The following is a 20,114-nucleotide window of genomic DNA, read 5'->3' on the forward strand; positions in this document are numbered from 1 at the left end:
TCCAATACGCTCTGCCCCCTATACTGAGGGGCAGAGCACCTTTCCCCGGAGGCTAAAATGTCCGAATGGCTGGAAAACCACCTGCCCAAGGTGGTGCTGGCACCGTCGTTCATCGCCGTATTGATCTTTGTCTACGGATTTATCGGATGGACCGCATGGGTGTCGCTAACCCGATCGAAACTACTGCCGAAATACGAGATCAAGGGATTCATCCAGTATGAACGCCTGTTCGACTCACCCCGCTGGGATACGGCAATCAACAACCTGTATATCTTTGGCGCGCTGTTCATCGTGATTGCGATGGTGCTGGGCCTGTTGCTGGCGATCCTGCTGGATCAGAAAATCCGCGTCGAAGGGGCCATCCGGACGATCTATCTGTACCCGATGGCGCTGTCGATGATCGTGACTGGTACCGCGTGGAAGTGGATTCTGAACCCGGGTCTGGGCATTGAGTCCATGGTGCAGGGCTGGGGGTTCACAAACTTCAAGTTTGATTGGCTGGTGAACCCGGATTACGCCATCTACACCATTGTGATGGCTGCCATCTGGCAAAGCTCGGGCTTCGTGATGGCACTGTTCCTGGCCGGTCTGCGGTCGGTGGATGGTGAAATCATCAAGGCCGCGCAGGTCGATGGTATCCCCACATGGCGTATCTATACGGCGATCATCATCCCCTCGATGGCCCCGATCTTCCTGTCCGCCTTCATCGTGCTGGCCCACCTTGCGATCAAGAGCTTTGACCTTGTCATCGCCCTTACGGGTGGCGGTCCGGGTTACGCGACCGATCTGCCAGCAACCTACATGTACGCAATGGCCTTCTCGCGCGGCGACATTGGTCAGGCGGCTTCCTCCGCGATGATCATGATGCTGGTCGTCTTTGCCATCGTGGTTCCTTACCTTTACTCAGAACTGAGGGCGAAAAATGACTGATCTGTCGATGCCCCATACCGAAACCCGCACCCAAAGCGCCACCGGCAAGATTGCCCTGCGTTGGCTGCTGTATGTCCTGCTGGGCCTGTTCGCGCTGTATTACTTGATGCCGCTGTTCGTGATGTTGACCACATCGCTGAAGAGCCTTGAGGAAATCCGCACCGGGTCCCTGATTTCACTGCCCCGCGAGGTCAGCTTTGACGCCTGGAAAACCGCATGGTCCGGCGCCTGTACTGGTATCCAATGTGAAGGCCTGCGGCCTTACTTCTGGAACTCGGTCCTGATCGCGGTCCCTGCAGTTGCCATCTCGACCCTGCTAGGTGCGCTGAACGGCTACGTCGTGGCGCAGTGGCGGTTCAAAGGCGCCAACATCATCTTCTCGCTGATGCTGTTTGGTTGCTTTATCCCGTTTCAGGTTGTTCTGCTGCCCATGGCGCGTCTGCTGGGCATGATGGGGATTGCCGGAACCATTCCGGGCCTGATCTTTGTCCACGTCATCTACGGGCTGGGCTTCACCACGCTGTTTTTCCGCAACTACTATGTCACCATTCCGTCCGAGCTGACCAAGGCAGCCCGCGTAGATGGGGCCGGGTTCCTGCGGATTTTCTGGTCGATCTTCCTGCCACTGTCGCTGCCAATCATCGTGGTGACCGTGATCTGGCAGTTCACGCAGATCTGGAACGACTTCCTGTTCGGCGTGTCGTTCAGCCAGGCGGGAACGCAGCCCGTGACCGTGGCGCTCAACAACATCGTAAACTCCACCACCGGCGTCAAAGAGTACAATGTCGACATGGCCGCCGCGATTATCGCGGGGCTGCCGACGCTGCTCGTCTATGTCGTTGCCGGTAAGTATTTCATCCGCGGCCTGACCGCCGGTTCTGTGAAGGGATAGACTCATGGCTCCCATTCTCGACATCAACAATCTCTATAAGAATTACGGCGCGACCGAGATTCTGAAGGACATCAATATCTCGATCGAGCCGGGCGATTTCCTGGTGCTGGTCGGACCATCGGGCTGCGGCAAGTCCACTCTGCTGAACTGTATTGCAGGGCTGGAGCCGATCACCGGCGGCACGCTGGCCATCGGTGGTAAGGACATGACCCATGTCAGTCCCAAGGACCGCGACATCGCGATGGTGTTCCAATCTTACGCGCTGTATCCAACCATGTCGGTGGCCAAGAACATCACCTTTGGCATGAAGGTGCGCGGCGTCGATCAGCCCACGCAGGACGCCAAGCTAAAAGATGTGGCCTCGTTACTTCAGATCGAACCGCTGCTGAATCGCCGCCCCAGCCAGTTGTCGGGCGGTCAACGTCAGCGAGTGGCGATGGGTCGGGCGCTGGTGCGTGATCCCAAGCTGTTCCTGTTTGACGAGCCGCTGTCGAACCTCGACGCGAAACTGCGGGTCGAAATGCGGACCGAGATCAAGAAACTGCACCAGACGCTGGATGCCTCGATTGTCTATGTAACGCACGACCAGATCGAGGCGATGACGCTGGCCACCAAGATTGTGGTTCTGAAAGGCGGCATCGTACAGCAGATCGGCAGCCCCGCGGAGATTTACAACAACCCCGCCAATCTGTTTGTGGCCGACTTCATGGGCTCACCCGCGATGAACCTAATCCCGGCGCAGGCGACGAGTAGCGGATCGGGCACGCAGATATCGATCGCGCGTGATGCGGGCGAAACTCTGGTGCTGAACGATGCCCGCGACCTGTCCCTGCCAAATGACGTGATCCTGGGTCTGCGCCCAGAAGACATTGCCGAAGCCGGATTCCGCGCAGGTGCCGGCGTGCAAGAGGCCGCTTGTATGGTCGACATGGTCGAACCGGCCGGAGCGGACACCTACGTCGTCTCAGAACTGGGCGGCAAACAGGTCACGGCCCGGCTGCATGCAGAAACCAGTGCACAGGCGGGTCAGATGTTGAACCTCGCCTTCGACATGAGCAAAGTCTCGTACTTTGCCAAGGAAACCGGTGAACGGCTGAATTAAAAACAAACGCCGCGCGAAATGATCGCGCGGCGGCCTTTTGGAAAGCTACGGCAGGCTTAGCCGACCTTTTTCAGATCCTTGATCAGTTGATCCAGATTACCTTTGCGTGCATCCAGCATTGCGCCAATTTCTGTGCGTTCGGTCAGCAGCAGGTTCACGCCTTCAATGAACATATTGTAGAACTTGCCGCTGCCGGATTTGTCCGACACCAGAAAAGTCACTTCGAACGGGGATGAGCCGCGCAGTTTGACCGAAGTTCTGACCTCGTAACCGGTTTTGATTTTTCGTGCGTTGCGAACCGTCACTTCACCGCCGATGAACTCACGGAAACGGCGACCGTATTTGCGGGAAATATAGCCCTGAAACGCCTTGGTGAATTGACGCAGCTGGGCCGGGCTGGCCGTGCGCGCATCAGCACCTAGCGCATAACGGGCCATGATCGGCACATCGCCATATTGCACAAAAATCTTCTGAAAATCGCGCAGCATGGCATTTTCGGATTTACCGGACTCGATGACACGGGTGATGTCGGCCACCACGCTATCGACCAGTTGCTTGGCTCCGGCTTCGGTAAGTGCAAAAGCGGGCAGCGGCAAAGCTGCGACCGTCAGCCCGGTCAGGGCAGTTGCGACAAAGCGGCGGCGGTTCAACAGGTTATTCGGCATAGGGGTCCTCGTAGGGGTCGAGATAGGGGTCCCTGACTGGGTCGGTCCCGGTTGTGGCATAAGGGTCGTCATAGAGTCCCAGATAGGCCTCTTCGTCGTCCCTTGCCAGTTCAAAGCGTCGATTTTGTAGGTAGATCGTGCGCGCCTGGGCGTAACTGTCCGCACTTTCATACAGTATCGAATCGACAGTATCCGAGAACCGCCCGCGGTCACCCATGCGGCGCACGATCTCGGCATAAACACCCAGGTTGTCTGCCGGGCGCGTTGGGCTGAAATTGATCGGATTCGAGAATAGATTGACCACAACCCCGACCGCATCGCGCGTAGTCGACGGGCCATAGAACGGTAGCTCGACATACGCACCCTCGCTAAAACCCCAGACATGCAGGGTCTCGCCGAAGTCCGTGTCGACAGGCGGCAGGTTCAGTTCATCTGCAGGGGATGATAATCCGACACCGCCAACAGTCATGTTGATCAAGAACCGAACTAACGCATTGCCCATTTGTTTCGGGTTGCCCTGCAACAGGTAATCCACTGCCTGACCGGGCAGCGAGATGTTTTCCGCAAACGTGTTAAAGCTTGTGACCATCGGGTCGGGCACAATCTTTACATATCCTTTTGACGCCGGGCGAAACAGAAACCGGTCCAGGCCCAAATTAAATTTGTGAATACCCCGGTTTGCATTTTCGTAGGGATCGAATATCTCGCCACGCGCCGCTTGCTCGGCCGGTTGCGATGCGCATGCGCTCAGCATGGCGATGACGGACAGAATAAAAAAGTGCTTCAAACGGACTCTGCTCGACACGGTCTTTGTTACTCCAGATCGCCGGTTCGGAATCACCAGGCTTTCAATCACTAGTGCTATGGCTGGTCTTCGGGGCCTCAAGTTGCTGACACATAAAAGTTTCAAGCTCGAATGGAAACACCTAGCCTTTAACCCGACCAATACATTTCGGTAAAGTGACAGAAAGAACGATCATCGGAATAAGAGAAGTTACGCTCAGACCGTGGCAGTCGGCAAAATTTCAGGTTTCTGGCTTTCCCAGTCGCCTCATCCCGGTTAGCGTCCGCGCGAGTCGAATTTTAGGTGAGGAAAAACTCATGAGCATCGCGGCCAAATTGGACAGCCTGGGCGTAAATCTGCCGGACGGGCCAGCACCTGCAGCGAACTATGTACCCTTCGTGCGCGTGGGCAACATCGTTTATGTCTCGGGTCAGATTTCCAAGGACGACAATCTGATCACCGGCAGGTTGGGTGATGACATGGATGTTGAGGCAGGCGCAGCGGCGGCGAAAGTCTGTGCCATAAACCTGCTGGCCCAGGTCAAGGCGGCCTGTGGCGGCGACATTGAAAAACTGGTGCGTGTGATCAAATTGACCGGGTTTGTGAACTCGACCCCCGATTTTACGGCGCAGCCGCAGGTGATCAACGGCGCCTCTGATTTTCTGGTCGAAGCGCTGGGCGAGGCCGGGCATCACTCGCGCTCGGCCGTCAGTGCCGCATCCCTGCCGCTGGGTGTGGCGGTCGAAATCGAAGGGATTTTCGAAGTTCAATGACGCCATCACTTCCAGCAGAATTTCTGCGCCACCCGATCGCGCATCGGGCATTGCACGACGTTTCTGACAACCGCCCGGAAAACAGCCGGGCGGCCATTCGCGCCGCGGTCGACGAAGGCTACGGAATCGAGATCGACCTGCAACTGACCGCTGATGGTCAGGCAATGGTGTTTCATGACTACGACCTGACACGCCTGACAGGGCAGTCGGGTCCGATCCAGCAGATCACGGCAACGCAGGCGCATTCGCATTCGCTATTGCATTCGGATGGCGAAGGTATTCCGACTCTGGATGAGGTGCTGGAACTGGTTGCCGGCCGTGTTCCCCTGTTGATTGAATTCAAAGATCAGGATGGCGCGATGGGCACGAATATCGGTGCGCTCGAGGCCGATGCGGTTCGCGCATTGCAGGGCTATGACGGACCTGTGGCGTTGATGTCCTTCAATCCCAACTCCGTCGCGGAACTGGCGCGTCTGGCACCGCAATTGCCGCGCGGTATTGTAACGTGTGCTTACCAGCCCAAGGTTGAGCGTCTGCCTTCGCACGTGTGCGACCACTTGCGTGACATTCCGGATTTCACTCGTGTCGGTGCAAGTTTCATCAGCCACGAGGCCGCAGACCTTTCCCGTCCTCGCGTGGCGGAGCTGAAATCGCAGGGCGTCCCGATCCTGTGCTGGACTGTTCGCTCGCCGGAACAAGAGGCCGAAGCGCGCAAGGTTGCCGACAATGTGACCTTCGAAGGGTATTTGGCGGCACATCCTGCTTGAACCCACCCCGCGCTGTCACAAATAATGATCAGGCGCGGAGGGGACATGGATCAGGCACAAATCGAAGTACGGGTTCTGGGCTCGCTTTCGCAGATTTCTGCGACCGAGTGGGACAATTGCGCCTGCCCCGAAGCCGCGGATGGCGGACGCCCGCTTGATCCCTTTACCACCCATCGATTTCTGTCCGCGCTTGAGGAGAGCGGTTCGGTAGGGCGCGGCACCGGCTGGCAGCCACAGTACCTGACTGCCTATATGGACGGGATGCTGATCGGTGCGGCGCCGATGTACGTCAAATCCCACAGCCAAGGCGAATACATCTTCGATCACAGCTGGGCCCATGCCTATGAAAGCGCTGGCGGGCGGTATTACCCGAAACTGCAGATCGCGGTTCCGTTTACCCCGGCCACGGGGCGGCGGTTTCTTGTCCGACCCGGGTACGACGCTGTGGGCATGTCCGCACTGGTGCAGGGTGCTGTTCAACTGGCTGCCGAAAACCAGGTGTCGTCCCTGCACACCACGTTTTGCACCGAGGCCGAGGCGCTGGCGGGTGGGCAGATGGGCCTGATGACCCGAACCTCGCAGCAATTTCACTGGTTGAATGACAGCTATTCGGATTTTGATGGATTTCTGTCCGCCCTGTCTTCGCGCAAACGCAAGAATATCCGAAAGGAGCGAGCGCTGGCCTGTGGGTTTGGCGGGGACATTCGTACTCTGAGCGGTGCTGATCTTCGGCCCGAGCATTGGGATGCCTTCTGGCGCTTTTATCAGGATACCGGATCCCGCAAATGGGGCGCACCGTACCTGACCCGGCAATTCTTTGATATCGTGCAGGAAACCATGGCCGATGACATGGCCTTGGTTCTGGCCGAGCGAAACGGATACCCTATCGCGGGCGCGTTGAACTTCATCGGGCGCGAAGTGCTCTATGGCCGATACTGGGGCTGTGTCGAGCATCACGCCTGCCTGCATTTCGAACTGTGCTATTATAGGGCGATCGACTTTGCCATTGCCCACGGTCTTACCCGTGTCGAAGCCGGTGCGCAGGGCGAACACAAGCTGTCGCGTGGTTACCTTCCTACGCAAACGCACAGCCTGCACTGGATCGGCGATCCGGGCTTTGCGGACGCCGTTGCGAAATATCTGGACACCGAGGCCCATGCAGTGGGAGAAGAGATCGAGATTCTAACGGATTACGGTCCGTTCAGGAAATCGAACCCGGAGGAACAGCAATGACCGAACTATTGTCGACCGAGACCCGCGGCCCGCTGCTGGACCCGCTGTTCAGAAATGGCTGGACCATGGTCGAAGACCGTGACGCGATTACCAAGACCTTCATTTTCGAAGACTTTGTCCACGCATTCGGCTGGATGACCCAGGTGGCGATCTTTGCCGAGAAATGGAATCACCACCCTGAATGGTCCAATGTCTATCGAACGGTCGAGGTGGTGCTTTCTACCCACGATGTAGGCGGTTTGTCGTCTCTGGACGCCAAATTGGCGCGTAAGATGGACAGCCTGTTATCGATCACCGCCTGATCCCATGCCGCCCGCCAGCATCGCGGCTACACCCATTTGTTCGAACTCGGCCGGGGTTACGGTGCCATCGCTGACGTCGATGTTGCCGGGAATGCCGGTCGTACGGTTGCCGACGGACCGGACACTGCGCGCGGCGGGATTGATGTCCAGACAACGCGTATTGTAACACGTCAATCCACTGGTATTGATCTGGATGCCTACCTGCCCGTCCGGCCCCGTCACTACAGGTGCCTGCGGTGCGTCGCAGGCCGCCAACAAGGCAACTGCGCCCAATCCGATCCATTTGTTCATTTCATGCTCCTGCCGCTAGTCCAAACGGCCATTGCCATCCTGATCGGCCGCGTTGAAGTCATCGTTCATCTGCGCGTCATACTCAGCCCTGGAAATAAGGCTGTCGCCGTCGCGGTCAACAGACTGAAACTGTTTGATATCCAGAAAGGGCTTGGCTTCGCTCTGACCCAGAGTGCCGTTCTTGTCATCGTCCATTTCCTGAAACGCGTAGTCCGAGAACGCGTTGAACTCTTCCTTGGAAAGAAACCCGTCATTGTTGGTGTCGATCGCTTTCAACTCGGCTTCGTGCAGTTCCGCGACGCTCTCGGCCATGGCTGCGCTGGTCATCATCAGGGTCAGGATCACTGGAGTTACGGTTTTCATCTCAATTCTCCTCAGCACGCGTATCTCTGACCTTCGAAACCACCGGCGGCCGCGCCGGCAGCCGTCAGGATGGTTTTACCCGACCCGCCGCCGAATTGGTTGCCGATGGCACCACCGATCAAAGCACCGCCCAGAGTTCCGCTGAGACATGCAATCTCGTGCTGACGCGCAGCCTGTTGTTGCGGTGTCGGGGCCGGTCCGCAGGCTGCCAATGCGCCCGAGCAACCGAGAATAAACGTAATCGCCTTAAGCCTCATCAACGAACTCCTTGATTGAATGCGCCAAGTATTCGCGCATCGGGGCGTTGTATCAAGTTAAATAGGAATCATGCCGTCCGGTCAGCGCCAGGAGCCACCGAGCTCAGATCCTCTCCAGCAACCCTTCACCAGACGAAATCTCGCATGCCCCCAGGTCATCTTCAAGATTCAAGGCCACGACCTTACCGTCCTCGACCAACATCGCATAGCGCTTGGAACGAGAGAACAGGCCGACTTGCGGCGCATCAAATTCCATGCCGACCGCCCTGGTGAATTCGGATGCCGCATCGGCCATCATGGTCAGGCCTCCTTCGGTTGCTCCGGTGGCTTCGCCCCAGGCTTTCATGACAAAGGGATCATTGACCGAGACACAGATGATTTCATCCACGCCCTTTGCATCGAACTGATCCTTCGTGCGGATAAAACTGGGAACGTGTTTCGAATGACACGTGCCTGTAAACGCACCCGGCAAGGCAAAGATCACCACTTTGCGTCCTTTGGTCTTTTCCGAAACCCGAACCTCTTCCGGGCCGTCGTTTCCATTCTGGATCAATGTCGCATCGGGCAGAGTATCGCCGGCTGAAATCATTTAGAAGCTCCTGTTATTTGGATTTGCAGAGTCGGTCCCCGCCGCAATATAGGTGGGCAAGGGAACGAGACCACATAAAGAAGACAGGGCGGGAGGAATATGAGCCATATAGTAGTGATAGGTGCCGGACAGGCGGGGGCATCGCTTGTCGCCAGGTTGCGCAAGGACGGGTTCGAAGGTGACATCACCCTGATCGGGGCCGAACCGCATCTGCCCTACCAGCGCCCGCCGCTTTCCAAAGCCTATCTGCTGGGCGAGATGGAGCTGGAGCGCCTGTATCTACGGCCCGAAAGTTTTTATGCTGAAAACAACATCACCCTGAAACTGGGTCAGCCGGTGACTGGGATCGACGCGCAGGCCAAGACTGTGACGCTGGGCGATGAGGTGATTTCCTATGACGAACTGGCCCTGACGACCGGATCGGACCCGCGCCGCTTACCCGCCGCCATCGGTGGCGATCTGGAGGGCGTCCACGTGGTGCGTGATCTGGCGCATGTCGACGATATGGGCCCCTATGTGACCGAAGGTGCACGTGCGCTGATTGTCGGCGGTGGCTATATCGGGCTCGAGGCCGCAGCGGTCTGCGCCAAGCGCGGGGTCCGGGTGACTCTGGTCGAGATGGCTGACCGCATCCTGCAGCGGGTCGCTGCACCTGAAACCAGCGACTATTTCCGCACCCTTCACAGCGAATACGGTGCCGACATTCGCGAAGGGGTCGGACTCGACCGCCTGCTGGGCGAAAACGGCAAAGTCACCGGGGCAGCGCTGACAGACGGCACCGAGCTGGACGTCGATTTCGTTGTCGTCGGTGTGGGCATCGCGCCCTCGACCCAACTGGCCGAAATGGCAGGGCTCGAGCTGGACAACGGCATCAAGACCGATGCCCATGGCCGCACCTCCGACCCGTCGATCTGGGCGGCGGGCGATTGCGCGTCCTTCCCACATCAAGGTGACCGCATTCGCCTGGAAAGCGTACCAAACGCGATCGATCAAGCCGAAGTCGTGGCGCAGAACATGCTGGGTGCGGCCAAAGACTATGTGGCTACACCGTGGTTCTGGTCGGACCAGTATGACATCAAATTGCAGATTGCGGGTCTGAACACGGGCTATGACCGTGTCGTCACTCGCAAGGGCGAGGGGCAGACCGTGTCTTTCTGGTATTACAAGGGTGATCAACTGATCGCGGTGGATGCAATGAACGACCCGCGCGCCTACATGGTCGGCAAACGCCTGATTGATTCCGGTAAGACCGCCGATCCGGCAATCGTGGCTGACCCGGATGCGGACTTGAAGCCGCTGCTCAAGGCGTGAGGATCATTGCCGGGGATTTCCGGGGCCGTGCCTTGGCCTCGGTCGGCAAAGGCGACGCGGGTGCGCATCTGCGCCCTACCACCGACCGGGTTCGCGAAAGCCTGTTCAATGTGCTGACCCACCAGATCGATTTCGAAGGCCTGCGTGTGCTCGATCTGTTTGCCGGTACTGGCGCGCTGGGCCTGGAGGCGTTGTCGCGCGGTGCGGACCACGTGACATTCGTAGACGACGGACGTGTGGCGCAGGGTCTGATCCGCAAGAATATCGACCTCACCCACAGCGCCGATCGAACAGATCTGATCCGGCGGGATGCAACGCGTCTGGCTGATAATCCCGGTGCGCCATATGACCTGATTTTTCTTGATCCACCTTATGGCAAATCCTTGGGCCAGAAGGCGATTGCCGCTGCGATTGCCGGAGGTTGGCTTAGTGATGACGCCCTGTTGGTCTGGGAAGAAAACGCCCCGATGGCTGCCCCCACCGGGTTCGACCTGCAGGACGCGCGGAAATACGGTGATACGCATATCTCTTTGATGTGGAGGACTGTTTCAGGTTGAAACAAGTCGGGCGGGTTGGTGCCGATTGCCGATTTGCATGTGACCGATCCCTCGGCTACGTCAAACCCTGAAGCAGGCGGAGGTCCACATGCATGATCTGGTCATATTTGATTGCGACGGCGTCCTGGTGGATAGCGAGCCCTTGTCCAATCAGGTATTGGTCGAGAACCTGGCGCGATATGGGTTGAACCTGACCTTCGAGGACAGCGTTGGTTTTTTCCTCGGTGGCACCATGACCGGAGTTCGCGACAAGGCGCGGGCGCTGGGCGCAGAGTTGCCTGATGACTGGGTTGATCAGGTATACGCGGAAACCTATGACCGCCTGCGGGCCGGTGTGTCTTTGGTGTCGGGCATTCCCGATTTGATAGAAACGTTGGATCAGCAGGGCATTCCGTTCTGCGTCGCGTCGAACGGAAGCCCGGACAAGATGAAAATCACACTGGGCCAGAACGGCCTGTGGGACCGGTTCAGCGACGTCATGTATTCGGCGCATGAGCTTGGAACTGCAAAGCCGGACCCGACGATGTTTGAGAAGGCGGCAGAAAGGTTCGGCGCCTCTTCCGCGGTCGTCATCGAAGACAGTCAGAACGGAGTTACCGCCGCAATCCGCGCCAATATGCGCTGTCTGGCCTATGCTCCGCACGGAGATGGCACAAAGCTGGCGGACCTCGGGGCCGAGCTGTTTACTGACATGGCCGAGGTTCCGGCGCTTTTGGGAATTTGACCCCTTCGTGCTAATATCCGGCGTATGGATCGCACGCTGACCCCTCCGCTGTGGGCCTTTTCACAGGACGCCGAAACCGAGACCGGGCCGGACCCCAAGCCCATGCGCGCGCCAGTATTCATTCACGATGCGATTACGCCGTGGGGCAGTGAAACTCTGTTATTGAAAGTACTGCGCGAGCAGGCCGCGGATCAGGACGAATAGGTCGGGTGGAATTTGCCGCCCGGTGACAGGGTAAAAATCTCGACCCCATCAGCGGTTACCCCCACCGAATGCTCGAACTGCGCCGACAGTGACTTGTCGCGGGTCACAGCGGTCCAGTCGTCGGCCAATGTCTTGGTCTCGGGGCGGCCCAGATTCACCATCGGCTCGATGGTGAAGAACATACCTTCTTCCAGCTTGGCGCCAGTGCCCGGACGACCGTAATGCAGAACGTTGGGCGGCGCGTGGAACACACGGCCCAGCCCGTGACCACAGAAATCGCGCACCACGCTCATCCGATGTGATTCGACATAGGCCTGGATAGCGTGGCCAATATCGCCGAACGTATTGCCCGGTTTGACCATTTCGATGCCTTTGAACAGCGCGTCATGGGTCACCTGGATCAGCCGCTCGGCCTTGCGCGGCAGTTTCCCGGCAACATACATGCGCGAAGTATCGCCGAACCAGCCGTCGACGATGACGGTGACGTCGATATTCAGGATATCGCCATCCTTCAGCTTCTTGTCGCCCGGAATTCCGTGGCAGACCACATGGTTGACCGAAATACAGCTGGCGTGTTGGTAGCCTTTGTAGCCAATAGTCGCCGATTTTGCGTCGGCATCCTCGACCATCTGTGTGATGGTCCGGTCGATCTCGCCCGTGCTTTGGCCGGGAAAGACGTGTTCCGCAATATCGTCAAGAATCCGCGCGGCCAAGGCCCCTGCCGTGTGCATCCCGGCAAAGTCACCCTGTTCATAGATGCGGATACCGTCCTTGGTCAGACGGCCACGATGTTCTTTCATCGACGCTAGGCTCCAAATGTTTCGCGCAGCACTCCTTTTACGCTGCTTGTGCAGAAAGTACCAGAGGGTGCAGGGTCACAATGTAAAGGCCGCGGCGGCCAAACGCGTCATCGCAGGTGGACCCTGCGGACAGAATGAACTAGCACGAGGCGAACTGTTGCAGGTTGCGCAAACGACAGAAGGGCAAAGCAATGCAAAAAGCTGACCAGTTGAGGGCCGAGATTTCCAGCATTGCTGATCTGCTCAAAAACGGCCGGCCGGAACGTGCTTTCAAGCGGGCAACCAAGGCTGCCAAAAAGTGGCCAAACGTGCCGGCATTGCCAAGGCTTGCGGGGTTGTGTGCTGTCCAGCAACAAAAATTCAAGCTGGCTCAGACGCATCTCGAACAAGCCTGGCGGCTGGACCCGGGAAATCCTGAATTGATTCAAAACTACGGGCTGAGTCTGGTTCAGGGCGGGGATGCAGACGCAGCATTGCGGTTCTTCGCAAAGATTGGGGCGAAGGCACCTTTGACACCGCCTCAGCAGTTCATACGGGCAATGGCATTGCTGCGGGAGCGTGAGACGGAAAAAGCTCTGTCCGCAATTGAACTGGTACTGAAACGCCAGCCGGGAAACTTGCAGGCGCATTGTCTGAAGGCGGACATACTGGACGAAATGCATCAGTGGGACCGGGCCATCGGCGTGCTGACGGCGCTTGTCAGGCAGCATCCAAAGTTCCACTATGGTCAATTGCGTCTGGCCAAGGCTCAGGTTGGGGTGGGGCAGCTGGATGAAGCGCTGAAACATGCGCGCGCGGCGTTTGCGCTTGCCCCCGGCTTTCCCGAGGCTCTTGAGTTCATGGCAACGCTTCCGAACCTATCGCCGGACGACTATTCGGCGTTGAAAACCCAGATATCAAAAGTGCTCGGCGCTGAACTGCCCAACAGGGAAGCAGCGTCGATGGCTCACTTCGCGGCTGCTGGCCTAGCGAAGCAGGATAAAGACATTGCGCAGGAGATGCATCACCTGACCGAGGCCCACACGTTGCTGAAAGAGGGCTTCCAAGAATGGGAAGAGCGCAGTGCGAAGGATTGCCGGAAACGGCTGGCTGCGCCTCTGCCCGTCGCCTCGGCTGATCCGCGTCCAGATGCACCGCGCCCGATCTTCGTTGTCGGCTTGCCCAGATCCGGCACAACGCTTGTCGAGCGCATTCTGGCGGCGCATTCCGGTGTTCAGGGGCTGGGAGAGCTCGCCAGTGTTCATCAATGGGCCAGGAAAGCCGAAGCCCAGTCATCCGAGGGGCAGCAGGCGCAGAAACTGGCGGATTTCTATATCGATTACATTCCGAAGCTTGCGGAAAACACAGTGGCATTTGTGGACAAGGCGCCGGGCAACTATGCGTTCCTTGGCGCTATGGCACAGGCTTTCCCGAACGCGGTCATTCTGAATGTTCAGAGGGATCCGCGAGATGTCGCGCTTTCTATGTGGCGCACGCATTTTGGCGCTGCAGGTCTCTATTTCACCCATGACTTCAAATGGATGGCGGCCGAGGCCAATCGCTATCGCCGCTACATGCTGCATTGGCAAAACCAACTGCCGGGCCGCATTCACAACATTCAATACGAATATCTGGTCGACAATCTGAACGCCGCCGCCGCTGAGCTTGCACAGATGTGCGATCTGCCCTTCGAAGACAGCATGCTGTCGCCGCAAAAATCGTCGGATGCCGTCAAAACGGCCAGCAGTTTGCAGGTTCGTAAACCGGTCAGCGCGTCTTCAGTCGGGCGCTGGCGGACAGTCGCGGATCAGCTTGAACCGTTTATTCAGGGTCTGGATACAGAGTTGTGGCCGGACCTAAGCGAAGAAACATAATTCGCAGTTAGCTTTACGGTTGGCCCGCGACAATTCTGAGCAGCTCTAGTGAGTACCGTTCAAAGCGATGGCACTCATTCGATGTATGTCCACCCAAACTCCTTTGGGCGAAATGCGCGTCCCGTAGACCAGCCGCTCGACGCCCTTGGCCTGTGCTACCTCAAATGCGGCGGCATAGGTCGGGTCGATATCTGACGCCAGCGCAAATCGGTCGCAATCTGTGCGCTGTACCAGATAAAGCATGATTGACCGGTGCCCCAGTGCCACCATTGCCGCCAGTTCACCCAGATGTTTGGTTCCTCGAGCGGTGACGCTGTCGGGGAATTCCGCCAGTCCGGGTTGGCGTGAGAGGGTGACGCTTTTGACCTCGACATAGGCATCGGGCAATCCGGGTTGGGTCAACAGGAAGTCGATGCGGCTGTTTTCGCCGTATTTCACCTCGGCCCGCACGGATTCATATGCTGCCAATTCGGGTATCTCACCAGCCTCCAACGCTGCGCGCAGAGCTTTGTTGGGCACCGAGGTGTCAACCCCGGTGAAGTGCCCATTCTCATGATCGACCAGCCTCCAGCCGTACTTCAGCTTCTTCTTCGGATCGTCATTTGGTTCCAGCCAGATTTTCTCGCCCGGCTCGGCCAGTCCCATCATCGAGCCGGGATTGGCACAATGCGCTGTTACCTCACGCCCGTCTTCCAATCTGCAATCAGCCAGAAAGCGTTTGTAGCGTCGGATCAGGCGGGCGGGCACAAGGGGGGTTTCAAATCGCATGGCCAAGGGCCTATACCTGCCCTGACAGTCGATCAAGAGGAGAGGGTTCCATGGCCAATCCAACTGCCGCGATGCTTGTGATCGGGGATGAGATTCTGTCGGGCAGCACCCGCGACGCAAACATGCATTTTCTGGCGCAGGAATTGACCAAACATGGGATCGACCTGAAGGAAGTGCGCATTGTAAGCGATGATGCCCAGGCGATAGAACCTGCGATCAAGGCTCTGTCTCAGCTGTACGACCATGTCTTTACCAGTGGAGGCATCGGTCCGACCCATGATGACATAACCGCAGATTGTATGGCGCGGGCGTTTGGCGCGACAATTGATGTCCGTGCGGATGCGCGGGCCTTGCTTGAGATACATTATGAGAAGTCAGGTCTGGAACTGAATGAAGCCCGTCTGCGCATGGCGCGCATTCCGGACGGGGCGGAGCTGATCGACAACCCAGTGTCGACCGCGCCGGGTTTCAGCATCGGAAATGTGCATGTGATGGCCGGTATTCCGGTGATCTTCCAGGCCATGGTGGCAAGTGTCTTGCCTGGTCTGACGGGGGGAAGCCCCCTGTTGTCCCAAACCCTGCGTGTCGATCGTGGAGAGGGCGATATCGCCGCCACACTGACGGTTCTTGCTGAGGAGTTCTCGGATCTGTCTATTGGATGCTATCCGTTCCAGATGAACGGCGTTTTTGGCGCCAACGTGGTGGTCCGGGGAGCCGAAGGCGCGCGCGTTGACGCCGCCATGACCCGCCTTGCCAAAGAGCTTGAACTGTGAGCGTCAGTTGGGCTGAAATCGTCGACGCCACTTGGCCCGCTGCGCGGTTCGAGCAGCTGGGCCCACTGCAGTTGCGTCATGGTCAAGGCGGCGGATCCCGCGTGTCAGCAGCCAGCCGATTGGGCGATGTAAGCAGCGCCGACATTGATACGGCCGAGGCTGCGATGCTGGCCATCGGGCAGAAACGCCTGTTCTGCCTGCGCCCCGGTGACGAGGTGCTGGACGGTCAGCTGGCAGATCGTGGGTATGATATCCTGGATCCTGTGAACATTTATTCTTGTCCGGTTGATCACCTGACAGACCTGCCGATCCCGCGTGTGACGATATTCAACATCTGGCCCTCTCTTGCGATCATGCACGAGATCTGGGCACAGGGGGGCATCGGTCCGGAACGTCTGGCGGTCATGGATCGGGTGCAGGGAACAAAGACCGGGCTTTTGATGCGGCGCAAGGATCAGCCGGCGGGCGCGGGCTTTGTCGCGATTCACAACGGAATAGCCATGGTGCATGCGGTGGAAATCCTGCCCGAACATCGCCGTCAGGGGCTGGGGCAATGGGCCATGCGTGCCGCGGCCATTTGGGCGCTGGACAACGGGGCCCAGACCCTTAGCGTGATCTGTACCAAAGCGAATGCCGGGGCCAACGGCCTCTACCACTCGCTTGGGATGGAGATCGTCGGAGAATACCACTACCGGCAACGCGTCTGAGGAGACCGAATTGACCGATCAGGAAATGCCCACCGCGCTGAATTTACCGATGGTAGACCCGCTGCCGCCCGAGACGCAGAAGTACTTTGATATCTGCGTCGAAAAGCTGGGCATGATCCCCAATGTGCTGCGCGCCAATGCTTTTGACATCGAAAAGCTGAACACGTTTACCGCGATGTATAACGATCTGATGCTGGCCGACAGCGCGTTATCCAAACTGGAACGCGAGATGATCGCTGTGGTCGTCTCGTCCATCAATAAGTGTTTCTATTGCCTCGTCGCCCATGGCGCGGCCGTTCGCCAACTTTCCGGCGATCCGCAATTGGGAGAAATGCTGGTTATGAATTATCGGGTCGCACCTCTGGATGACCGCCAGCGCGCCATGCTGGACTTCGCAGCCAAAATGACCACGTCTAGCGCCGAGGTTGAGGAGCCCGACCGTCAGCGTCTGCGCGAAGTAGGCTTCGAAGATCGCGACATCTGGGACATCGCGAATGTGGCGGGGTTCTTCAATATGACCAACCGCGTCGCCAGCGCCACTGCCATGGTTCCAAACCCCGAATACCACGCGCAGGCCCGATGATCCGAGTTCTGTCTTTGTGTATGGTTCTGCTTGCCGACCCTGTTATCGCGCAAGACCTGACTCTGCCAGCCAGTGCGCGCCAGGTAAGCGAGCGCACCAGCGCGTTGGACAGCTACGACTTGCCCGTCGGGACCTTTGCGGATGACACTGTTCCCACCCGCACGGTCGAAGGACGGGTCGAACGGATCACGTGGCGATTGCAGGCGGGTTCCAGCACGACACTGCAAATTCTGGCCCCCTTGCGAGACCAGCTTCAGGCGCAAGGGTATGAGATTGAATTCGAATGTGAGGCTCGGACCTGTGGCGGCTTCGATTTTCGCTTTGGTACAGAAGTTGTGCCGACGCCCGACATGTATGTGGCCATACATGACTACCGTTTCCTGTCCGCGACACGCGGGGATGAGGTTCTGACTCTGCTGATCAGCCGCAATCCACCAGCTGGGTATGTTCAGATGATCCGGGTCACGCCAGTTGGCACGAAACCCACGCCGCCTCTGGTGATCGAAGAAACGGTTGACGGATCGGGTGGGTTGTTGTCCGATCTGCGCCGAGACGGGCATGTAATTCTGGATGATTTGCACTTCCGGACGGGAGAAGTGGCGCTGGGCGAAGGACCGTTTGCTTCGCTGGCTTTGTTGTCCGCCTATCTGACTGATAATCCCGGCACCCGGCTGGCTCTGGTGGGGCACACCGATGATACCGGTGCACTGCAGGCCAATATTGCAGTCAGCACCCGGCGCGCCGAGGCCGTTCGCACCCGTCTGATCGAAGCTCACGGTGTTGCCGCCGACCGCGTCGAGGCGCAAGGGGCCGGGTACCTGGCGCCGATTACCTCGAACGCGACACCTGCGGGCCGCGACATCAATCGCCGGGTCGAGGCGGTTTTGCTGGTCAACTGACCCACCACAGATACAGTGGCAGGCCAACCGTGATGTTGAACGGAAAGGACACGCCCAAGGACAGGGTTAGGTAAATTCCGGACTCGGCCTTGGGCAGTGCGATCTTCATGGCAGCTGGCACGGCGATGTAAGAGGCCGAAGCCGCCAGCACCATGAACAGGAAAAGGCTGCCTTGGGGCAATCCGATTATCATACCCATGGCCCACGCCATCATTGCGCCGATCAGCGGCATCAGCATGCCGAAGGCAAATAGCCCAACCGACAGCTTGTCACGGTTCCGGATCAGGCTGCGGCCCGCCGACAGGCCCATATCCAACAGGAATAGACACAGAATGCCAGTGAAGGGCGTCACGATGAAAGGCGCAATCATCTGCATTCCTTTACCGCCTGTGATGGCTCCGATCAGGAACGACCCTGTCAGCAGCACGATTGACCCGTTGGCCAGCAGGTCCTGCCAGATTTTGTCATCTTTAACTCTGTTGCCGCCTGTTTTATGCGCCAGCAACAGTGCTGACAGGATCGCGGGTACCTCCATCGCTGCGGCGACGGCGACCATGAACCCGTCATGGTCCAGCCCTGTCAGATCCAGCAAACTGGTGGCGGTGACAAAGGTCACAATTGAGATCGAGCCGTAATGTCCGGCAACAGCCGCCGCGTTCAGCGTATCCAGTCGCGTCATCACCCGCAGCAGACCAAAGCCCACGAATGGAATAGCAAATGACAATGCCACACCGCCCAATAGCGTCAGAAACAGGTCCTGATGAATGCCGTGCGCGGCCAGACTACTGCCGCCTTTGAAACCGATGGCCAGCAACAAGTACAACGACAAGAATTTCGCCGCTCCACCGGGAATCGACAGATCGCTACGCGCAAAGGCTGCTAGCAGCCCAAGAGCAAAAAACAATATAGTCGGCACCAGCAGATTACTGGAAAGCGTCTCGATAACCCCTGGCATTACAGGCTCCTGTTCCCTCGTTCCGGGCTAGGTGCCTTGCAAAATCGAACTCAACAAATACTATCTTGCTAAGATTTGGTTAGGTTGAAACTATAGATATGCGGCCCACTCTGCGTCAGTTGGAATACATCGTCACTGTCAGCCGCCTTGGACGCTTTAGCCTGGCCGCAGAGGTGCTGAATGTCAGCCAGCCCAGCCTGTCAGCCCAGATTGCGACCGTGGAACAAGAGCTTGGCGTCCGAATATTCGATCGCAACCGGGGCGGCGTTCACGTGACGGCGAGAGGTGAGGACTTCATCGCGCGTGCGCAAAAAATCCTGGCGGACGTGAAAGACCTGCGCCATGCCATGACCAGCGAGACACCGGTCGGCGGGCGCCTTCGTTTGGGTGTATTGCCCTCAATCGGACCCTATTTGCTTCCGCAAGTGATCAAAGAGGTGCACCGGATGCGCCCCGGCCTCCGCATCATCGTTCGGGAAGAAAACACCCGCGATCTGGAGCTGGGCCTGAAGTCAGGCCGCTTTGACTTGATCCTGTCGACTCCCGAGGATCACCCTAACACGATGCAACAGCGGCTGTTTAACGAAACCCTTTGGGTTGCCGTGGCCGTGGATGACATACTGGCAAGCGATCTGCAGGGGGCTACGGCTGCCGATCTCAAAAACCGATTGTTCCTGACACTGGACCAGAGCCACCGCCTGTCCCGTATCGTATATGCGCTTGCTGCGGAATGCGGCGGTGTGGTTTCGGACGAATATGAAGGCACAACTCTGGATTCCATTGTTTTGATGGCGGCCTCGGGCGTGGGGGTGGCTGTACTGCCCGATCTCTATGCGCGCAGGCAGGGTTTCTACCGGGATGAGGTGCGTCTGCGTCCTTTGAGCATAACTAACGCCAATCGCGATATTGCGTTGCTCGCTCGTCGAACAGAAAGTCCCTTGCCGGGTCAGGCGGTTCTGACGAACTCGTTGCGTGCGGTCGCCAAGGCAATGGGGCTATCAGTCATCAACGAATAAAAAAGCCCGCGCAAAC

The 20,114-nt window shown here is 58.1% G+C and carries 26 protein-coding genes; 17 read left to right on the top strand and 9 right to left on the bottom strand.

The features are described 5' to 3' along the window. Positions 1 to 57 precede the first annotated feature (57 nt). The 3 genes from AC2TDA_RS08070 to AC2TDA_RS08080 are packed head-to-tail and all read left to right on the top strand — an operon-like array spanning position 58 to position 2,924. Entirely contained in the window at positions 58 to 930 is an 873-nt protein-coding gene (locus AC2TDA_RS08070) for a carbohydrate ABC transporter permease (RefSeq protein ID WP_170545878.1), read from the top strand. Then, entirely contained in the window at positions 923 to 1,822 is a 900-nt protein-coding gene (locus AC2TDA_RS08075) for a carbohydrate ABC transporter permease (RefSeq protein WP_480877448.1), read from the top strand. Before AC2TDA_RS08070 ends, AC2TDA_RS08075 begins: the two co-directional genes overlap by 8 nt. Positions 1,823 to 1,826: 4 nt before the next feature. Then, positions 1,827 to 2,924 (top strand): ABC transporter ATP-binding protein, encoded by a 1,098-nt coding sequence (locus AC2TDA_RS08080; RefSeq protein ID WP_480877446.1) that lies wholly within the window; start codon positions 1,827 to 1,829, stop codon positions 2,922 to 2,924. 56 nt (positions 2,925 to 2,980) lie between these two features. Here AC2TDA_RS08080 and AC2TDA_RS08085 read toward each other — a convergent pair whose 3' ends face one another. Together AC2TDA_RS08085 and AC2TDA_RS08090 are read right to left on the bottom strand one after the other, a co-directional pair. After that, positions 2,981 to 3,589: an MlaC/ttg2D family ABC transporter substrate-binding protein gene (locus tag AC2TDA_RS08085; protein WP_480845293.1), complete on the bottom strand. Its 609-nt coding sequence runs from the start codon at positions 3,587 to 3,589 to the stop codon at positions 2,981 to 2,983. Then, positions 3,579 to 4,343: an MlaA family lipoprotein gene (locus AC2TDA_RS08090; RefSeq protein ID WP_480845495.1), complete on the bottom strand. Its 765-nt coding sequence runs from the start codon at positions 4,341 to 4,343 to the stop codon at positions 3,579 to 3,581. The genes AC2TDA_RS08085 and AC2TDA_RS08090 overlap by 11 nt, the downstream gene beginning before the upstream one ends. A gap of 347 nt (positions 4,344 to 4,690) precedes the next feature. Here AC2TDA_RS08090 and AC2TDA_RS08095 point away from each other — a divergent pair, with 347 nt between their 5' ends. The 4 genes from AC2TDA_RS08095 to AC2TDA_RS08110 are packed head-to-tail and all read left to right on the top strand — an operon-like array spanning position 4,691 to position 7,448. After that, positions 4,691 to 5,146, top strand: coding sequence for a RidA family protein (locus tag AC2TDA_RS08095; protein ID WP_480845294.1), 456 nt, complete (start codon positions 4,691 to 4,693; stop codon positions 5,144 to 5,146). Then, complete coding sequence (locus AC2TDA_RS08100; RefSeq protein ID WP_480877444.1) at positions 5,143 to 5,913, top strand: glycerophosphodiester phosphodiesterase family protein; 771 nt, start codon at positions 5,143 to 5,145, stop codon at positions 5,911 to 5,913. The genes AC2TDA_RS08095 and AC2TDA_RS08100 overlap by 4 nt, the downstream gene beginning before the upstream one ends. A gap of 45 nt (positions 5,914 to 5,958) precedes the next feature. Then, the gene (locus AC2TDA_RS08105; protein WP_480877442.1) at positions 5,959 to 7,146 is read left to right on the top strand and encodes a GNAT family N-acetyltransferase; all 1,188 of its coding nucleotides are present in this window, start codon (positions 5,959 to 5,961) and stop codon (positions 7,144 to 7,146) included. After that, positions 7,143 to 7,448 carry a 4a-hydroxytetrahydrobiopterin dehydratase gene (locus AC2TDA_RS08110; protein WP_480845298.1) on the top strand — a complete coding sequence of 102 codons (306 nt, stop codon included), beginning with the start codon at positions 7,143 to 7,145 and terminating at the stop codon, positions 7,446 to 7,448. Before AC2TDA_RS08105 ends, AC2TDA_RS08110 begins: the two co-directional genes overlap by 4 nt. On the opposite strand, the gene AC2TDA_RS08115 is transcribed toward AC2TDA_RS08110, so the two are convergent. The 4 genes from AC2TDA_RS08115 to AC2TDA_RS08130 all read right to left on the bottom strand — a co-directional run bounded on the left by AC2TDA_RS08115 (position 7,431) and on the right by AC2TDA_RS08130 (position 8,948). Then, positions 7,431 to 7,739 (bottom strand): hypothetical protein, encoded by a 309-nt coding sequence (locus AC2TDA_RS08115; RefSeq protein WP_480877440.1) that lies wholly within the window; start codon positions 7,737 to 7,739, stop codon positions 7,431 to 7,433. The genes AC2TDA_RS08110 and AC2TDA_RS08115 overlap by 18 nt on opposite strands. Before the next feature lie 15 nt (positions 7,740 to 7,754). Further along, positions 7,755 to 8,102 carry an EF-hand domain-containing protein gene (locus tag AC2TDA_RS08120; RefSeq protein WP_480877438.1) on the bottom strand — a complete coding sequence of 116 codons (348 nt, stop codon included), beginning with the start codon at positions 8,100 to 8,102 and terminating at the stop codon, positions 7,755 to 7,757. A gap of 11 nt (positions 8,103 to 8,113) precedes the next feature. Continuing rightward, entirely contained in the window at positions 8,114 to 8,359 is a 246-nt protein-coding gene (locus tag AC2TDA_RS08125) for a glycine zipper 2TM domain-containing protein (RefSeq protein ID WP_480877436.1), read from the bottom strand. Positions 8,360 to 8,462: 103 nt separating this feature from the next. Beyond that, positions 8,463 to 8,948 (bottom strand): redoxin family protein, encoded by a 486-nt coding sequence (locus AC2TDA_RS08130; protein WP_480877434.1) that lies wholly within the window; start codon positions 8,946 to 8,948, stop codon positions 8,463 to 8,465. A 99-nt stretch (positions 8,949 to 9,047) separates the two neighbouring features. Between AC2TDA_RS08130 and AC2TDA_RS08135 the strand changes: the two genes are divergently transcribed. The 4 genes from AC2TDA_RS08135 (at position 9,048) to AC2TDA_RS08150 (ending at position 11,744) form a co-directional block, all read left to right on the top strand. Beyond that, entirely contained in the window at positions 9,048 to 10,259 is a 1,212-nt protein-coding gene (locus tag AC2TDA_RS08135) for an NAD(P)/FAD-dependent oxidoreductase (RefSeq protein ID WP_480877432.1), read from the top strand. Further along, positions 10,256 to 10,816 (top strand): 16S rRNA (guanine(966)-N(2))-methyltransferase RsmD, encoded by a 561-nt coding sequence (gene rsmD, locus AC2TDA_RS08140; protein WP_480845307.1) that lies wholly within the window; start codon positions 10,256 to 10,258, stop codon positions 10,814 to 10,816. The genes AC2TDA_RS08135 and rsmD overlap by 4 nt, the downstream gene beginning before the upstream one ends. An 88-nt stretch (positions 10,817 to 10,904) precedes the next feature. Then, the gene (locus AC2TDA_RS08145; RefSeq protein WP_480845308.1) at positions 10,905 to 11,540 is read left to right on the top strand and encodes an HAD family hydrolase; all 636 of its coding nucleotides are present in this window, start codon (positions 10,905 to 10,907) and stop codon (positions 11,538 to 11,540) included. A gap of 24 nt (positions 11,541 to 11,564) precedes the next feature. Then, complete coding sequence (locus tag AC2TDA_RS08150; protein ID WP_480845309.1) at positions 11,565 to 11,744, top strand: hypothetical protein; 180 nt, start codon at positions 11,565 to 11,567, stop codon at positions 11,742 to 11,744. On the opposite strand, the gene map is transcribed toward AC2TDA_RS08150, so the two are convergent. Beyond that, positions 11,732 to 12,544 (bottom strand): type I methionyl aminopeptidase, encoded by an 813-nt coding sequence (gene map / locus AC2TDA_RS08155; RefSeq protein WP_480877430.1) that lies wholly within the window; start codon positions 12,542 to 12,544, stop codon positions 11,732 to 11,734. The genes AC2TDA_RS08150 and map overlap by 13 nt on opposite strands. Positions 12,545 to 12,735: 191 nt before the next feature. Here map and AC2TDA_RS08160 point away from each other — a divergent pair, with 191 nt between their 5' ends. Then, positions 12,736 to 14,397 carry a tetratricopeptide repeat-containing sulfotransferase family protein gene (locus AC2TDA_RS08160; RefSeq protein WP_480877428.1) on the top strand — a complete coding sequence of 554 codons (1,662 nt, stop codon included), beginning with the start codon at positions 12,736 to 12,738 and terminating at the stop codon, positions 14,395 to 14,397. Positions 14,398 to 14,442: 45 nt separating this feature from the next. Here the strand turns inward: AC2TDA_RS08160 and sfsA are convergent, their stop codons facing one another. Further along, positions 14,443 to 15,165, bottom strand: a complete 723-nt coding sequence (gene sfsA, locus AC2TDA_RS08165) for a DNA/RNA nuclease SfsA (RefSeq protein WP_480877426.1) — start codon at positions 15,163 to 15,165, stop codon at positions 14,443 to 14,445. A 50-nt stretch (positions 15,166 to 15,215) separates the two neighbouring features. On the opposite strand from sfsA, the gene AC2TDA_RS08170 reads away from it, so the two are divergent. From AC2TDA_RS08170 to AC2TDA_RS08185, 4 genes are read left to right on the top strand one after another with little or no spacing between them, the layout of a single operon-like run. Continuing rightward, a complete protein-coding gene (locus AC2TDA_RS08170; protein WP_480877425.1) occupies positions 15,216 to 15,938 on the top strand; it encodes a competence/damage-inducible protein A in 723 nt (240 codons plus the stop codon). After that, positions 15,935 to 16,645 (top strand): GNAT family N-acetyltransferase, encoded by a 711-nt coding sequence (locus AC2TDA_RS08175; RefSeq protein WP_480877423.1) that lies wholly within the window; start codon positions 15,935 to 15,937, stop codon positions 16,643 to 16,645. Before AC2TDA_RS08170 ends, AC2TDA_RS08175 begins: the two co-directional genes overlap by 4 nt. Before the next feature lie 10 nt (positions 16,646 to 16,655). Next, the gene (locus AC2TDA_RS08180) at positions 16,656 to 17,228 is read left to right on the top strand and encodes a peroxidase-related enzyme (protein WP_480877421.1); all 573 of its coding nucleotides are present in this window, start codon (positions 16,656 to 16,658) and stop codon (positions 17,226 to 17,228) included. Further along, positions 17,225 to 18,127 carry an OmpA family protein gene (locus AC2TDA_RS08185; RefSeq protein ID WP_480877420.1) on the top strand — a complete coding sequence of 301 codons (903 nt, stop codon included), beginning with the start codon at positions 17,225 to 17,227 and terminating at the stop codon, positions 18,125 to 18,127. The genes AC2TDA_RS08180 and AC2TDA_RS08185 overlap by 4 nt, the downstream gene beginning before the upstream one ends. Here the strand turns inward: AC2TDA_RS08185 and AC2TDA_RS08190 are convergent. Beyond that, on the bottom strand, positions 18,120 to 19,082 hold the full coding sequence (locus AC2TDA_RS08190) for a sodium-dependent bicarbonate transport family permease (protein WP_480877418.1): 963 nt from the start codon (positions 19,080 to 19,082) through the stop codon (positions 18,120 to 18,122). The genes AC2TDA_RS08185 and AC2TDA_RS08190 overlap by 8 nt on opposite strands. 98 nt (positions 19,083 to 19,180) lie before the next feature. Here AC2TDA_RS08190 and AC2TDA_RS08195 point away from each other — a divergent pair, with 98 nt between their 5' ends. Continuing rightward, positions 19,181 to 20,098, top strand: coding sequence for a hydrogen peroxide-inducible genes activator (locus AC2TDA_RS08195; protein ID WP_480877416.1), 918 nt, complete (start codon positions 19,181 to 19,183; stop codon positions 20,096 to 20,098). Positions 20,099 to 20,114 lie beyond the last annotated feature (16 nt).

This window comes from Ruegeria sp. HKCCD6426, assembly GCF_057221115.1.

What these genes read in the sequence shown, in the direction of transcription:
- AC2TDA_RS08085 (WP_480845293.1), bottom strand. Translation starts at nt 3,589, where the DNA reads ATGCCGAATAACCTGTTGAACCGCCGCCGCTTTGTCGCAACTGCCCTG.
- AC2TDA_RS08100 (WP_480877444.1), top strand. Translation starts at nt 5,143, where the DNA reads ATGACGCCATCACTTCCAGCAGAATTTCTGCGCCACCCGATCGCGCAT.
- map (WP_480877430.1), bottom strand. Translation starts at nt 12,544, where the DNA reads ATGAAAGAACATCGTGGCCGTCTGACCAAGGACGGTATCCGCATCTAT.
- AC2TDA_RS08195 (WP_480877416.1), top strand. Translation starts at nt 19,181, where the DNA reads ATGCGGCCCACTCTGCGTCAGTTGGAATACATCGTCACTGTCAGCCGC.
- AC2TDA_RS08160 (WP_480877428.1), top strand. Translation starts at nt 12,736, where the DNA reads ATGCAAAAAGCTGACCAGTTGAGGGCCGAGATTTCCAGCATTGCTGAT.
- AC2TDA_RS08105 (WP_480877442.1), top strand. Translation starts at nt 5,959, where the DNA reads ATGGATCAGGCACAAATCGAAGTACGGGTTCTGGGCTCGCTTTCGCAG.
- AC2TDA_RS08090 (WP_480845495.1), bottom strand. Translation starts at nt 4,343, where the DNA reads ATGCTGAGCGCATGCGCATCGCAACCGGCCGAGCAAGCGGCGCGTGGC.
- AC2TDA_RS08115 (WP_480877440.1), bottom strand. Translation starts at nt 7,739, where the DNA reads ATGAACAAATGGATCGGATTGGGCGCAGTTGCCTTGTTGGCGGCCTGC.
- AC2TDA_RS08150 (WP_480845309.1), top strand. Translation starts at nt 11,565, where the DNA reads ATGGATCGCACGCTGACCCCTCCGCTGTGGGCCTTTTCACAGGACGCC.
- AC2TDA_RS08095 (WP_480845294.1), top strand. Translation starts at nt 4,691, where the DNA reads ATGAGCATCGCGGCCAAATTGGACAGCCTGGGCGTAAATCTGCCGGAC.
- AC2TDA_RS08080 (WP_480877446.1), top strand. Translation starts at nt 1,827, where the DNA reads ATGGCTCCCATTCTCGACATCAACAATCTCTATAAGAATTACGGCGCG.
- AC2TDA_RS08120 (WP_480877438.1), bottom strand. Translation starts at nt 8,102, where the DNA reads ATGAAAACCGTAACTCCAGTGATCCTGACCCTGATGATGACCAGCGCA.
- AC2TDA_RS08110 (WP_480845298.1), top strand. Translation starts at nt 7,143, where the DNA reads ATGACCGAACTATTGTCGACCGAGACCCGCGGCCCGCTGCTGGACCCG.
- AC2TDA_RS08075 (WP_480877448.1), top strand. Translation starts at nt 923, where the DNA reads ATGACTGATCTGTCGATGCCCCATACCGAAACCCGCACCCAAAGCGCC.
- AC2TDA_RS08135 (WP_480877432.1), top strand. Translation starts at nt 9,048, where the DNA reads ATGAGCCATATAGTAGTGATAGGTGCCGGACAGGCGGGGGCATCGCTT.
- AC2TDA_RS08145 (WP_480845308.1), top strand. Translation starts at nt 10,905, where the DNA reads ATGCATGATCTGGTCATATTTGATTGCGACGGCGTCCTGGTGGATAGC.
- sfsA (WP_480877426.1), bottom strand. Translation starts at nt 15,165, where the DNA reads ATGCGATTTGAAACCCCCCTTGTGCCCGCCCGCCTGATCCGACGCTAC.
- AC2TDA_RS08170 (WP_480877425.1), top strand. Translation starts at nt 15,216, where the DNA reads ATGGCCAATCCAACTGCCGCGATGCTTGTGATCGGGGATGAGATTCTG.
- AC2TDA_RS08130 (WP_480877434.1), bottom strand. Translation starts at nt 8,948, where the DNA reads ATGATTTCAGCCGGCGATACTCTGCCCGATGCGACATTGATCCAGAAT.
- AC2TDA_RS08185 (WP_480877420.1), top strand. Translation starts at nt 17,225, where the DNA reads ATGATCCGAGTTCTGTCTTTGTGTATGGTTCTGCTTGCCGACCCTGTT.
- AC2TDA_RS08190 (WP_480877418.1), bottom strand. Translation starts at nt 19,082, where the DNA reads ATGCCAGGGGTTATCGAGACGCTTTCCAGTAATCTGCTGGTGCCGACT.
- AC2TDA_RS08070 (WP_170545878.1), top strand. Translation starts at nt 58, where the DNA reads ATGTCCGAATGGCTGGAAAACCACCTGCCCAAGGTGGTGCTGGCACCG.
- AC2TDA_RS08125 (WP_480877436.1), bottom strand. Translation starts at nt 8,359, where the DNA reads ATGAGGCTTAAGGCGATTACGTTTATTCTCGGTTGCTCGGGCGCATTG.